The organism is Phyllobacterium sp. YR620 (assembly GCF_900104165.1).
GTDB classification, from domain to species: domain Bacteria; phylum Pseudomonadota; class Alphaproteobacteria; order Rhizobiales; family Rhizobiaceae; genus Phyllobacterium; species Phyllobacterium pellucidum.
On record NZ_FNJP01000005.1, the window covers coordinates 410,218 to 423,909 of the forward strand.

The 13,692-nt window shown below is 58.6% G+C and carries 11 protein-coding genes and 1 pseudogene; 6 read left to right on the forward strand and 6 right to left on the reverse strand.

Translation table 11 applies throughout. The annotated features are described in order from the left end of the window. Positions 1–12: 12 nt before the first annotated feature. Both BLR72_RS18200 and BLR72_RS18205 read right to left on the reverse strand, forming a co-directional pair. A complete protein-coding gene (locus BLR72_RS18200) occupies positions 13–1,623 on the reverse strand; it encodes an ABC transporter substrate-binding protein (RefSeq protein WP_162737145.1) in 1,611 nt (536 codons plus the stop codon). A 35-nt stretch (positions 1,624–1,658) separates the two neighbouring features. Then, positions 1,659–2,714 (reverse strand): dipeptidase, encoded by a 1,056-nt coding sequence (locus BLR72_RS18205; protein ID WP_091950794.1) that lies wholly within the window; start codon positions 2,712–2,714, stop codon positions 1,659–1,661. Positions 2,715–2,997: 283 nt separating this feature from the next. Between BLR72_RS18205 and BLR72_RS18210 the strand changes: the two genes are divergently transcribed. Both BLR72_RS18210 and BLR72_RS18215 read left to right on the forward strand, forming a co-directional pair. Continuing rightward, positions 2,998–3,237, forward strand: a complete 240-nt coding sequence (locus BLR72_RS18210) for a FitA-like ribbon-helix-helix domain-containing protein (RefSeq protein WP_027230583.1) — start codon at positions 2,998–3,000, stop codon at positions 3,235–3,237. Then, positions 3,234–3,662: a type II toxin-antitoxin system VapC family toxin gene (locus BLR72_RS18215; protein ID WP_091950796.1), complete on the forward strand. Its 429-nt coding sequence runs from the start codon at positions 3,234–3,236 to the stop codon at positions 3,660–3,662. The genes BLR72_RS18210 and BLR72_RS18215 overlap by 4 nt, the downstream gene beginning before the upstream one ends. Here the strand turns inward: BLR72_RS18215 and gyrB are convergent, their stop codons facing one another. The 3 genes from gyrB to BLR72_RS18230 all read right to left on the reverse strand — a co-directional run bounded on the left by gyrB (position 3,663) and on the right by BLR72_RS18230 (position 8,540). Further along, on the reverse strand, positions 3,663–6,104 hold the full coding sequence (gyrB, locus tag BLR72_RS18220) for a DNA topoisomerase (ATP-hydrolyzing) subunit B (RefSeq protein WP_036813457.1): 2,442 nt from the start codon (positions 6,102–6,104) through the stop codon (positions 3,663–3,665). Positions 6,105–6,363: 259 nt separating this feature from the next. Beyond that, positions 6,364–6,786 carry a hypothetical protein gene (locus tag BLR72_RS18225; RefSeq protein ID WP_091950798.1) on the reverse strand — a complete coding sequence of 141 codons (423 nt, stop codon included), beginning with the start codon at positions 6,784–6,786 and terminating at the stop codon, positions 6,364–6,366. Next, positions 6,783–8,540: a S10 family serine carboxypeptidase-like protein gene (locus BLR72_RS18230; RefSeq protein ID WP_091950801.1), complete on the reverse strand. Its 1,758-nt coding sequence runs from the start codon at positions 8,538–8,540 to the stop codon at positions 6,783–6,785. Before BLR72_RS18230 ends, BLR72_RS18225 begins: the two co-directional genes overlap by 4 nt. Before the next feature lie 218 nt (positions 8,541–8,758). Here BLR72_RS18230 and BLR72_RS18235 point away from each other — a divergent pair, with 218 nt between their 5' ends. From BLR72_RS18235 to BLR72_RS18245, 3 genes are read left to right on the forward strand one after another with little or no spacing between them, the layout of a single operon-like run. After that, positions 8,759–10,138, forward strand: coding sequence for a cytochrome P450 (locus BLR72_RS18235; RefSeq protein ID WP_091950802.1), 1,380 nt, complete (start codon positions 8,759–8,761; stop codon positions 10,136–10,138). A 53-nt stretch (positions 10,139–10,191) separates the two neighbouring features. Then, positions 10,192–10,575 (forward strand): MbcA/ParS/Xre antitoxin family protein, encoded by a 384-nt coding sequence (locus tag BLR72_RS18240; RefSeq protein ID WP_091950804.1) that lies wholly within the window; start codon positions 10,192–10,194, stop codon positions 10,573–10,575. Beyond that, a complete protein-coding gene (locus tag BLR72_RS18245; RefSeq protein WP_091950806.1) occupies positions 10,535–11,296 on the forward strand; it encodes an RES family NAD+ phosphorylase in 762 nt (253 codons plus the stop codon). Before BLR72_RS18240 ends, BLR72_RS18245 begins: the two co-directional genes overlap by 41 nt. Here BLR72_RS18245 and BLR72_RS18250 read toward each other — a convergent pair whose 3' ends face one another. Further along, entirely contained in the window at positions 11,297–12,928 is a 1,632-nt protein-coding gene (locus BLR72_RS18250; protein ID WP_175492402.1) for an alpha-D-glucose phosphate-specific phosphoglucomutase, read from the reverse strand. A 426-nt stretch (positions 12,929–13,354) separates the two neighbouring features. On the opposite strand from BLR72_RS18250, the pseudogene BLR72_RS22625 reads away from it, so the two are divergent. Then, positions 13,355–13,692: pseudogene (locus BLR72_RS22625) on the forward strand (hypothetical protein); the annotation flags it as partial.

Below are 13,692 nucleotides of genomic sequence, written 5' to 3' on the forward strand. Positions count from 1 at the left end.
CTTGGGGCCCGATCACTTTGATACGTTGAAGACGTAGTTGGTGTCGAACGACGGTCCGAGCTTGAAGCCTTTGAGGTTCGAGCGCAGGGCCGAGACTTCTGTCTGCTGGAAGATCAGGACGAACGGGCTGGTCGCCAGCACTTTCTTCTGCAGATCCTGATACATGGCAGCGCGCTTGGCATTGTCGCGTTCGAGCAGGGCAGCTTTGGTTTCCTTGGTCAGATCCGGCACATCCCAGGCATTGCGCCACGCGAGGGTCTTGTTGGTGCCTTCATCCGAATTGTTCGGGTTGTTGGTGAAGGTGTCGGCATTCGAATTCGGATCCCAGTAATCGACGCCCCATTGACCGATATAAGAGTCGTGGGTACGAGCGCGATACTTTGTAAGCGTCTGCTTACCGTCACCCGGTATGATTTCCATCTTTACGCCGGCCTGCGCCATCGTCTGCTGAATGGATTCGGCGATGCCCGTCACCGGCTGGTTGTTGCGAACATCCATTGTGAAGGAGAAACCGTCCTTCAGCCCGGCCTTTTCCAGAAGCTCCTTGGCCTTGGCGACGTCGAGCTTGTAGGGGTTCTCGTCGAGTTCGCCGAGAATGCCCTTGGGCAGGAAGGTCTGATGAATCTCGCCGATGCCCTTGATCAGCTTTTCGCCGATCGCATCGTAATCTACGAGATATTTCAGGGCTTCGAGCACTTCCGGCTTGGCGAGGTTCGGATTCTTCTGATTGAGGCTGAAGTAATAGATCGTGCCCTTCGGGGCGCTCGTCGTGGTGATCTCGCCGTTCTTGACGACCTGTTCAAGATCGTTCGGCTCGAGGTTGCGAGCAACGTCGATATCACCCTTTTCGAGCAACAGGCGCTGCGCGGCGCTTTCCTTCACGTGACGATAAATGACGCGGTTCAGCGGCGCCTTGGTACCGTAATAATTGTCATTGCGCTCGAGGACGATGATTTCGTTGGCGCGCCAGTCGCGAATCTTCATCGGACCGGAACCAGCGTAAGCGGTCTTCAACCAGGCATAGCCGAAATCGTCATTGACGACATGTTCGGAGACGAGCTTCTTGTCCACCACCGAAGCGACCGTGGCCGTCAGACAGTTAAGAACGAAGCTCGGTGCATATGCCTGATCCACCGTGAACACGAAGGTCGACGGGTCGGTTGCCTTGGCTTTTTCCGTGATATTGTCCGGCTTCAGGCCAAACTGCGTAAGGATAAACGCTGGGCTCTTGTCGAGCTTGACGGCGCGCTCGAACGACCAGGCGACATCCTCGGCGGTGATCGGATTGCCCGAGGCAAATTTCAGATCCGGCTTGATCTTGAACGTATAGGTCAGGCCATCATCGGATACTGTCCAACTTGCGGCAATATCGGCGACGATCTTCGAAGGGTCGTTGATGTCGAGCCGAACGAGCTTGTCATAGGTATTGCCATTGATTTCGCCGGTGGTGAGCTCGAAGGCTTCAGCCGGATCGAGTGTGATCACGTCGTCGATGGCGAATGCTTCGACAAGCGTATCGGCGGGCGTTGCGGCAAATGCCGGCACGCCGGACACCAGGATCGCGGAAAGTGCAGCGCCCCCGAGCAGAAGGCGGAATTTGGAGTCGATCTTATTCATCAGCATTGGTCAGTTCCCTGTTCTAGAGCGATGTCGTCTTGTTATTGTTCTTCATGCCAGGCGGAACGCAGCACGCGCAGCCAGTTGTCGCGGCATATCTTGGCAAGATCCTCGCCTGCGTAGCCGGCATCGCGCAGGGCAGCAACGAGGTTCTGGTTGCCGCTCGCATCGCCGATCTCGCCGGGGATCTTGGCGCCGTCAAAATCGGAGCCCAGCGCCACGCAATCGATGCTCATGCGGTTCACCATGTAATCGATGTGGCGGATCATATCGGAAAGTGGGGTATCGGCATTTTCGCGCGCGTCAGGCCGCAACATGGCGACCGCATAATTCAGGCCCACCAGCCCCTTGCTCTCGCGAATAGCGTCGAGTTGCCTGTCGGTCAGATTGCGCGCGACCGGGGTCAGCGCATGCACGTTGGAATGGCTCGCAACGAGCGGCTGATCGCTGATCCGAGCGACATCCCAGAAGCCTTTTTCGGTGATGTGGGCAAGGTCGATGAGAATACCCAGTCTGTTGCAGGCCAGGACCAACGCCTCACCCTCGGCGGTAAGGCCGGGGCCGGTGTCTGGCGACATCGGATAAGCGAAGGGCACGCCATGGGCAAAGATATTGTTGCGGCTCCAGACCGGACCAAGGGTGCGCAGCCCCGCCGCATAGAAAACGTCAAGCGCCGCCAGATCAGCGCCTATCGCCTCGCAGCCTTCCATGTGCAGGACCGCAGCAAAGGTGCCGTCGCGCATGCACGCTTCGATTTCGGCCGTCGTGCGGCAGAGTTTCCAGCCGCCGCCACGCTCCAGGCGCAAAGCGATGGACGCCATTTCAAGCGCGACATCCAATGAAGGAGCCCGCTCGAGCGGCGCGGCCAAGGGCGTCGCGTAATGCCCATTGGCATCGGGGGCCTTGAATGCGAGATCGCCCGAGGGAACATAGATGGCGCAGAGTCCGCCGGCGAGCCCGCCCTTCTGTGCCCTTAGCTTGTCGATGTGTCCGGAGGTCGTCCCCTTGATGAATTCTTCCACGGGATCGGCGCCGTCTCTCGAATGTTTCCACAACCGGTAAAGCACATCGTTGTGACCATCGAAGACAGGCTGCATTTCAATTCCCGATCAGGTTGGCAAACAGCGACATTTCCGTCGGGCAAGCATCCCGCCATCCCGAACCGACGTCGCCGAGTGACAAAAAATCATGACGCCAGCGAACAGGCAATAGCGTTGTTGTACAAAAGTATAAAAGACTTTAGTCGCTTCACAACTGATCGCCTGTTGCACACTGTTAAGTTGTGGACGATTGCCGCCCCCCCGGAATTCACACCGGCGGCCGTTTGCTATCATCCCACCCGATATGATATCATCCACCTGGCCTCATAGTGGAGAAATCATGGCTGCCGTAACCATCAGGAATTTGCCGGAAGAAACGCATCGTGCGCTCAAATTGCGTGCCGCCAAACATGGCCGGAGCACGGAGGCCGAAATTCGCGAAATTCTGGAGGAGGCGACACGCCCGAAGGATCGCTTGAAGATAGGCTCGGAACTTGCCGCTTTCGGCCGCCGCCATGGCGGGCTTGACCTTGAACCCGGTCGGGATCAGACACCCGCAGAACCTGCGGATTTTGAATGATCATCCTTGAAACGAATGTTATTTCCGAGCCGCTGAAACGGAGCCCGGACCCGGGGGTATTGTCATGGCTCGACCAACAAGGGGCCGAAACGCTGTTTCTCACCACAACAAGCCTGTCGGAGCTTCTCCTCGGGATTGAGTTCTTGCCCAAAGGCAAGCGAAAACAAGGCCTTGATCGCGCGCTGAGCGAACTCATTTCGTACCTCTTCGGCGATCGGATCCTCGATTTTGACCGGCAAGCGGCCTTGGTCTACGCCCCGTTGGTGCGCCAGGCGCGTTCGACCGGACGGACGATCTCAATCGCAGACGGGCAAATAGCTGCGGTCGCAAAGAGCCGCGGATATTCCATCGCCTCGAGAGACACAATGCCATTCACCGCGGCCGGGCTCACGGTGATCAATCCATGGCAAAAAGAAACGCCCTAACTAGACGTCGAGGTTCGCCACACTTAGCGCATTGTCCTGAATGAATTCGCGCCGCGGCTCGACATCATCGCCCATGAGCCGCGAGAACAGGCTATCCGCGTCGGTGGCGTCATTGACCTTGACCTGCAGCAGGGAGCGCGCGTTCGGATCGAGCGTCGTCTCCCAGAGCTGCTCGGCGTTCATTTCGCCAAGACCCTTGTAGCGCTGCAGCGAGAGGCCCTTGCGCCCGGCCGCGAAAACGGCGTCGAGGAGAGCCATCGGCCCGGCAACCGCGTCGGCCTTTTCCTTGCGGCGAAGCACCGGCGGCTGCGAATAGATATCATGGAGGCGGGCGGCGTAACGATCGAGCTGGCGCGCATCGGCCGAGCCGAGCAGGGCCATATCGAGGGTCACGGTTTCCTTGACACCGCGCAATGACCGCTCGAAGACGAAGCCGTCAACGCCATCATCAGGGGTGGCAAGGCGGCCGGTCCAGCCCTTTTCGGTTTCCTCGGCGATGAGGTCGAGCCGGGCGGCAACTTCGGCGACCAGTTCCTGCGCCTTGACGGTATCGGAGATCGCTTCGGGATTGAGCGCGCCGGCGATGGTTGCCTGTTCGACGACCGCACGGTCGTAACGCGTGTTCAGACCCTGCAAGAGATGGCGAACTGCCAGCGCGTCATTGATGACAACGCGCAGGTCGTTGGTGGTGCGCACTTCCCCTGAAACCAGCTCCAACGAGGTTTCGTCGAGCCCCGAGTCGATTAGATATTCCTCGAAGGCGGTTTCGTTCTTGATGTATTGCGATGACTTGCCGCGCGTCACCTTGTAAAGCGGCGGCTGGGCGATATAGACGTGGCCCCGCTCGATCAGTTCCGGCATCTGGCGGAAGAAGAATGTCAAAAGCAGCGTACGGATGTGGGCGCCATCGACGTCGGCGTCGGTCATGATGATGATCTTGTGATAGCGCAGCTTGTCCGGATTGAACTCGTCTTTGCCGATGCTGGTGCCGAGCGCAAGGATCAGCGTGCCGATCTGGTCGGAAGAGAGCATCCGATCGAGTTTCACGCGCTCGACATTCAGGATCTTGCCACGCAGCGGCAGGATCGCCTGGTTCTGGCGCGACCGCCCGCCCTTGGCCGATCCGCCCGCGGAATCACCCTCGACGATGAAGATTTCGGACTTGGCCGGGTCGCGCTCCTGGCAATCGGCGAGCTTGCCGGGCAGCGAACTGATGCTCAGGGAGTTTTTGCGGGTGATATCGCGGGCCTTGCGGGCCGCCTCGCGTGCGGAAGCCGCCTGGATCACCTTCTCGACGAGCACCTTGCCCTCGGCCGGGTGCTCTTCAAGCCAGTTCGACAGCGCCTCGTTGACGAGACTTTCAACGACCGGGCGCACTTCTGACGAGACGAGCTTGTCCTTGGTCTGCGACGAAAACTTGGGATCGGGGACCTTGACCGACAGGACCGCGGTCAGGCCTTCGCGGCAGTCATCGCCGGTCAGCGTGACCTTCGACTTCTTGGTCTGGCCCGAGGCGTCGGCATAACCGGTCATCTGGCGGGTCAGGGCACCACGGAAACCGGCAAGATGCGTGCCGCCATCGCGCTGTGGAATATTGTTGGTGAAGCACAGCACATTCTCATGGTAGCTGTCGTTCCACCACATGGCGACTTCGACCGTCGTACCGTCCTTCTCACCGCGAATGTAAATCGGATCTGCGACAAGTTCCTTCTTGGTGCGGTCGAGATAGCGCACATAGGCGGTAAGTCCGCCTTCGTAGAAGAGCTCGAGCTCGACCGGATCTGCATGCCGGCGGTCGGCGAGCAGAATGCGCACGCCCGAATTCAGGAAAGCGAGCTCGCGCAAACGATGCTCAAGCGTCTTGAAATCGAACTCGACCATCGAGAACGTGTCCGTCGACGGCAGGAAGGTCACTTCCGTACCGGTAGCATCGCCGGCATCGCCTGTCACCACGAGCGGGGCGTCGGCCACGCCATGGGTGAAGCTCATTTCATGGATCTTGCCCTGGCGGCGAATCTTGAGTTTCAGCCAGACGGAAAGCGCATTGACCACCGAAACGCCGACGCCGTGCAGACCGCCCGAAACCTTATAGGAATTCTGGTCGAATTTGCCGCCGGCATGCAACTGGGTCATGATGACTTCGGCGGCGGAGACGCCCTCGGAGTGCATGTCCGTCGGAATGCCACGGCCATTATCCGTCACCGTGCATGAACCGTCGGGATTGAGCGTGACGGTGACGCGTGTCGCGTGGCCGGCAAGTGCCTCGTCGATGGCATTATCGACGACTTCGTATACCATGTGGTGAAGGCCGGAACCGTCGTCCGTATCGCCGATATACATGCCCGGGCGCTTGCGAACCGCATCCAATCCCTTGAGAACCTTGATGGACTCCGCACCGTATTCTGGCGAGGTTTCAACTGTCAGTTCCGGTGTATCGCTCATGTAGATTCAATCTTTTCTCGGGTCGCCAGGATCGGCGCGCCGTATTTATAGCAGAACCGGGCGAATCATGCCCGGTCCTTGGCCTAGATATAGTGCTTATCGCACGTTTTTCCAATTCTAAGGGGTGTGAATATCCACGGATCATGGCCAAATTGGCTCATCCCGGCGAGAAATACGACCGGAGGTCCGCACCCGGGCGTGCGCCTGATCCGGCGGGCTGAGAACAATCCGCCAGACAGAGTTAAGGCCGCAATGCGCGCTACTCGATGATCTGGACCGATCCCGACGCAGGTTTTGCGACAGGCGAACGGGCATCGAGGAAGCTCTTGACTTCGCTGAACTTCAAGCTGCCGTCCCGGTCGCGGTCAATCTCGGCGAAGTGATCGACAAAAAAGCCGAGCCCGGAGTTTGAAGCGGATTCCTGCGTGACAAGGTGGGTCGCGGGATCAGCAGCCCGGTCGAAGAGCGAGGCTGTGCGCTGGTCGACTTCGGTCGCGACCCTTGCTCGGGTCAACGGGACCGCTGCCATCCGCGATGGCGCCTTACGCGGCGCGAAGCCACGCTGCATTCTCATGAGGCCGCGCTGCTGCCGCGACTCGCTGTCGAAATCACCCGCACTGGCGAGCGAGGCGCTGCAAATGACGCCAATCAGGATTGACGCACAGATATGATGTCGTTTCATTGTTTCACCTGTTCAAATGCGGGCGGGTTGGATGCGGCAAACATTGTCGCCGACGGCCCATCGTAGAAGGCGTCCAGATCTTGCATCAGGGTGGCATAAGAGCGGGTGTAAAAAGGCGCTACTCCGTGGCCACCCTCGTAAACCTTGACCGGCACCTTGTAGGTGAGGCCGCCTATTTGAAGGTCAACTTCCGACCGATTGAATGGCGTAATCAGATCGTAGTAGCCGTGCTGAACCATGACTTTCAAGTCTGGATTGAGCGTCATGCTGAATGTCAAATCCGGAACGCTATTACCTGCCCGTTCCTTGTTGTCTCCGATCGTTTGAGGATCGGGTCGATAATCCCAGATGTCGATGATCTTACCGTTGAAGCCAACATAAGGCGATTGAGATTCGTAGCCGATGAACTTGGCGTGGTAATCTTTTCGCCAGGCGAAGTAATCGCTCGTGCGATCAAAGGCCGGATCTACGGCTTCCGGCTCATCAAAGTAGCGTCCATCGCCGAGCAAAAGGTCTCCCGTCTCGGGCGCAAATTTATGCGTAAATTCGTCCGGGTCCATATTTGGCGTCGCAATCCAAGGATTGTTCTTTGAACTGTCGCCAGGTTGGTACATTTTACCCACACCGGTATAGGTGAATAGTTTGTCGAGGAATTTGATCCCCTCAGGCTTTTTGATGTAGTCTTCCCAAGGCTTTCTATCCGGCACTTTCGCGTCGGTTCCGCTGAAGACTTCGTAGTAAAGATTACTGAACTCGGATCCGAAGGCGCGCGCATTTGTGGCAAACACCTCAAGTCCCTGATTTCCACGAGCTGTAGACTTCTTGTGGAAGTCCGCCACCATCGCATAGGTCGGGATCGCCCCGCCGCAGCTTGTGTAGAACCGGTAGCAACCGCTCGTTTGATTCAAACTCGGGGAATTCAGGACGAGCCCGGAAAGGACATTTTTGTTCGTCGTGAAGGTCGTGTATTGGCTGGTGCCGCTCTCCAGCAGCAGACGTGCCATGATTGGCGCCCGAAATCCGCCATAAGAGACGCCGTAAATATATTTGGGCGAGTTCTGGCGGTTGTACACGTTCACATAGCGCGTGATGAAATCCCGCAAGACTTTGGCATCGCTATCGGCGCCCCAAAAGTCACTGTTTCTGTTCGGCCAGATGGCGAGGGAATTGCCGGTCCCGACCGGATCGACGAAGACGAGGTCCGTCTTGTCCAAAATCGTGTTGGGATTGTCCTTCAATGGCCCAATGACGTCCTCCGATGGGGCCGGCCCGTCTTCTTGCATAGGCCCAAGGAAGCCAATATCCAGATCGGCGGATGAGCCGCCCGGCCCTCCGTTGAACACGAAGGTTATCGGGCGCGCATCCCGCGCTTGGTCGTCACGTGTATAGGCCGTATAGGAAATCACCGCTTCAGCATTGAACAGGCCCGAGCCAGGCTTGGATGCAATCAGCTGACCGGCGGTTGCCGTGAAGGGAATGGAGGTTCCCTTGAAGGCGATCGTGTGCGGTCTGCTGGCTGAGACCTCGCGAGCGCCCGAATCATCCACTCTTCCATCGGGGCCATAATCTGCCGCCGTTATCGGTTTAACGGAAACAGATGGGGGCGGAGATGTCGGAACAATCGGCGCCTGCTGAGGCCTGACCGGCTGAGGTTGATTAAAGGTCGGCGTCACATCGGCGCTGTCGGAATCCGAACCTCCGTCGCACGATGCCAGGAAAACAGCCAGCAAAAGCCAGCAAAGGCGAAAATTCATAATCAAAAACCTCACAATATGGACCGGAACGATATCAGTGCAGGCGGGTAAAAAAAGAGGTAGTAGAAATCGGAATTTAAAATCACGTCGCAAGCTCGAGGCGGAGCACACCTTATCCAGTTTGCGCCGTCAAGCACAAAATGGCTGGCGCCGCCCCAAAAGAAACCATTGGCATTTCTGCACCCACATCCCCACATGGTCGGCAGGAGCCTGCTAATATGGATACTGTTCACAGCGCCTTTGTTCCGCCAGCGCCCGTCCCGCGTACCGGGCCGGTCGGCACCTTGCGCCTTATTCGCACGATTTATCGCAACCCGCTCGAACTGTGGGGCGAGCCTTCCTATAACGAGCCGTGGGTGTCGATCGACTGGTCCTTCGCCCACACGATTATCGCCAATGATCCTGGCCTCATCCGCCACGTCCTCGTCGACAATGCCAAGAACTACAAGATGGCGGCGGTTCGCCAGCGGATCCTCCGCCCCATCTTGCGCGATGGTCTCCTGACGGCGGAAGGCGAAACGTGGCGCCGTTCTCGCAAGGCCATGGCACCGGTATTTACGCCTCGCCACATCAATGGTTTTGCCGAGGCTATGAGGCGGACGAGCGAGGCTTTCGCCAAGCGCTACGACAACCTTTCCGGTCCTACGGACGTGTCGCGCGACATGACCATGCTGACCTATGACATTTTGGCCGAGACGCTGTTCTCCGGCGAGATTGCGGGCGATCCGGACCAGTTTTCGCACGAGGTCGACCGCCTGTTTGAAACCATGGGCCGCGTCGATCCGCTCGACCTGCTTGGGGCGCCGAACTGGATGCCACGTTTCACCCAAATCCGGGGCAGGCGCGCCCTCGCCTTTTTCCGGCAGATCGTTGCCAACACCATGGAAATGCGTCGCAAGCGCATGGACCGGGAAGGCGACAAGGTTCCCAACGATTTTCTGACCCTGCTGCTGAGGGCAGAAGGCCCGAAGGGGCTTTCGCGCGCCGAGATCGAGGACAATATCATTACGTTCATAGGCGCCGGGCACGAAACCACGGCGCGCGCACTGGGCTGGACGCTCTATCTCCTCGCCAAGGCGCCGTGGGAACGCGATCTGATCGAATCCGAGATCGACGCCTTTATGGCGCAGGCGGACGTGCCGCCGCCGCATGCCTGGCTCGATGCATTGCCGCTCACCCGCGCCGCTTTCGAAGAAGCAATGCGGCTTTATCCCCCGGCTCCCTCGATCAACCGCGAACCAATCGAAGACGATCAATATATGGACCTGAAACTGCCCAAGGGGGCAGCCGTACTGGTTATGCCATGGACGGTCCATCGCCATCGGCTCTATTGGGATAATCCCGATGCGTTCATGCCGTCGCGTTTTCACCCGGAAAATCGCGACAGGATCGACCGTTTCCAGTATTTGCCGTTCGGCGCCGGGCCGCGCGTGTGCATCGGCGCGAGTTTCGCTCTGCAGGAGGCGATCATCGCGCTGGCGACGCTGCTCCACCGCTTCAGATTCGATGTCGCCGGCGCCTACAAGCCGTGGCCCGTGCAGAAATTGACGACGCAACCCGATGGCGGGTTGCCAATGACAGTGCAGGCGCGGCGCTAACTTGATTTCCTAGGAAATATTCTATATATTTCTTTCCATTGAAAGGAATATTCATGGGAATCGCTGCTCAGCCGCTATCAGAAATCCCGGATCGAACCGCCGTCGTTTCCAAGGCGCTGTTGCGGTCATCGGAACTGCTGGGCCTCACCGCAAAGGAACTCGCCCATATTGTCGGGCTTTCGGAGCCAAGCATATCGCGCTTGAAGCGTAGCCTCGATGGCGCGCCGCTCACCGGCAAGAGTTACGAACTCGCGCTGCTTTTCATCCGCCTCTACCGTTCGCTCGACGCTATCGTCGGCGGCGACGATGCGGTGGCGCGCACATGGATGCGAACTGACAACACGATGCTCGGCGGCAAGCCGCTCAACCGGATCAAAACCATTGACGGCCTCACCCATGTCCTCGCCTATCTGGACGCCCGACGCGCTCCGATCTGAAGCTAGGGACAGCCATGGCGGCTGCTGGCGTCTGGTCGAAGCGCAACATCGCGTTTCAACGATGAAACTTGTCGATACGCTCGACGAGCAGGCCCTGCTTGAAGATGAACTCGAAGCCACCAAGCCGCCGCTGCCGCCCGCCTGCATTCATCTCGACTATCTGCTTGCGACCCCGTTTCGCTACGGGCGCTATCCAGGCAATTCTCGCTTTCGCCGCGAAGGCTATTCGCCGGGCGTTTTCTATTCGAGCGAGATGGTTGAAACGGCGGTTGCCGAAACCGCTTTTTACCGCCTGCTGTTTTTCATCGAAAGTCCGGGCACACCCTGGCCGCGCAATGCGCTCGAATTCACCGCGTTCGAAGCGCGCTACGCCACGACCCACGCCATCGATCTGACGGTCGCGCCCTTTGCCGAACATCGAAGCCGCTGGACGCATCCAACCGACTATTCCGCCTGCCTCGACCTTGCCGATGCGGCGCTTGCGGCGGGCATCGATCTCATTCGCTACCAGTCCGTCCGCGATCCGCAAGGCGGCGCCAATCTCGCCCTGCTCTCCTGTGCCTGCTTCGCCCTGCCCAACCCCGTGCGCAAGACGACATGGCGGCTGCATTTCTCCGACTACGGCGTAAATGCCATATGCGACATGCCGGACCTGCGGCTGGGCTTCACTCTCGCGACTTTTGGCGACGATCCGCGCGTTAAAGGCGCGGCGTGGCAATAATCAAGTGATCACACTCGGCTTGTCGCGACCCGTGTGAGCCTTGATCCCGGCAAGATCCTCCGCAGCGCGGATAAGGTCGGCAAGTGCGCTCTGTGTCTCAAGATCATGGCGCTTCGGATCTGGCTCATAGCGTTCCACGTAGACACGGACCGTCGCGCCCGACGTGCCGGTGCCTGACAGGCGAAAGACAACGCGCGAGCCGCCTTCGAAGAGTACGCGTATGCCCTGGTTTACGCTCACCGACTTGTCGACCGGGTCGTGATAGGCAAAGTCGTCGGCTGTTGCGATTGTCAGACCCTGGACCTTCGTGCCGGGAAGCGAAGCGAGTTTGCCGCGCAGACCGTCCATCATCTTGTTGGCGCCAGCCGTATCGACGCCTTCATAGTCGTGACGCGAATAATAATTGCGCCCGTAGGTCGCCCAATGTTCGCGGGCAATGTCAATGACGCTCATGCGGCGCACGGCAAGTATGTTGAGCCAGAGGAGCACGGCCCAAAGTCCGTCCTTCTCGCGCACATGGTTCGAGCCAGTGCCGGCGCTTTCCTCGCCGCAGATCGTCGCCATATCGGCGTCGAGCAGATTGCCGAAGAACTTCCAGCCCGTCGGCGTTTCGTACATGCCGATGCCGAGCTTTTCGGCGACGCGGTCCGCGGCACCGCTGGTCGGCATCGAGCGTGCGATGCCCTTGAGACCGGCCTTGTAACCGGGGGCCAGGTGAGCATTGGCCGCAAGCATCGCAAGCGAATCGGATGGAGTGATGAAGATGCCCTTGCCGATGATCAGGTTGCGGTCGCCGTCACCGTCGGACGCGGCGCCGAAATCCGGGCCGTCCGGCGACATTAAAAGGTCGTAGAGATCCTTGGCGTAGACGAGATTGGGATCGGGATGATGCCCGCCGAAATCGGGCAGCGGTACGAAGTTGACGCATGTGCCTTCCGGCGCGCCAAGGCGCTTCTCGAGAATCTCCTTGCCGTAGGGGCCTGTTACCGCATGCATCGAATCGAAGCGGAAGGTGAAACCGGATTTGATGAGGTCGCGTATCGCATCAAAGTCGAACAACTGTTCCATAAGCGCCGCATAGTCGGCAACCGAATCGATGATTTCGACCTGCATGCCGGCGATTTCGCGCTTGCCGATCGTATCGATATCAATATCTGCAGCTTCCGCGATGACATATTGATTGATCGCCTTCGAACGCGCGAAAATCGCCTCGGTGATCTTCTCCGGCGCCGGCCCGCCATTGCCTATATTGTACTTGATGCCGAAATCCTCGTTCGGGCCTCCGGGATTGTGGCTGGCCGAAAGAACCAGGCCACCAAAAGCCTTGTACTTACGGATCACGTTCGATGCTGCGGGCGTCGAGAGGATACCGCCCTGCCCGACGAGCACGCGGCCAAAGCCATTGGCGGCCGCCATCTTCAAGGCAATCTGCACCACGTCGCGGTTGTAGTAGCGGCCGTCGCCGCCAATGACGAGCGTCTCACCCTTATATCCTTCAAGCGAATCGAACACCGACTGGATGAAGTTCTCAACATAGTTCTTCTGCTGGAAGACCGGGACTTTCTTGCGCAAGCCGGACGTTCCGGGCTTCTGGTCGTCGAATGGTGTGGTGGCAATGGTTTTGAACATAATGACCTTCCAGTTTCTGCGCATCTGCCCCAATCTATTGGGGCGGGACGTAGCAGGTCAACATGACGATTTTCAGATGAGCCGAGCATGTTTACGACCTTCGTTGAATTGACAGGCCATGCGCGCTTGGCGATTTTCGCAAACGGGGAGGTAAACTGGCTAAGCGTGTCCGTCCGGCCACGTGAAAAGATAGCGGCGACAGGAGCGTTTTTCGGTCGAGTGCCTCGCAGCAACCACCGCGCGGGGCGGCTCGATGCCGCCCGCGGGGTGCCGGGGCGATCTCCAAAGAGAAGCGAATTTTATCGAAGCGCGCTAGCGCGTGCGATCGATCCGGCCGGTCTTCTGCTCGAACATGGTTCTTACGGCGCTGCGCACCTCGCGCATGAATTTCTCGCCTAACCGCCCGCGCGACTTTTGCGCTGGATCGAAATGAAACGAACGCTCGACTATGTCGTAGTTATATTCGTCAAGCGCGATCCAGCCGCGTTTGTGATCGCGCAAGCCCGGCGCGGCGAAGTTCGAGCGCCGGGATTTCAACGGCAACGCGATCCCTGTGCGGCGGCGTTCCTGAAATCGGCAACAGGATCAGGTGATGAACCGCCTGCCTGTCATCCCAAATCGACAGGGCTAGGCAGACCGGCCGGGGGCATTATTTGGGACGAGGTTGAGGGTCAATTGCCCGAAGGACTCCAGAGAGAAAGGATCGATGATATTTTCTCCTTAAACATGGGAATCTTCGAACTCAAATTTTCCATGAACTTCCTGAT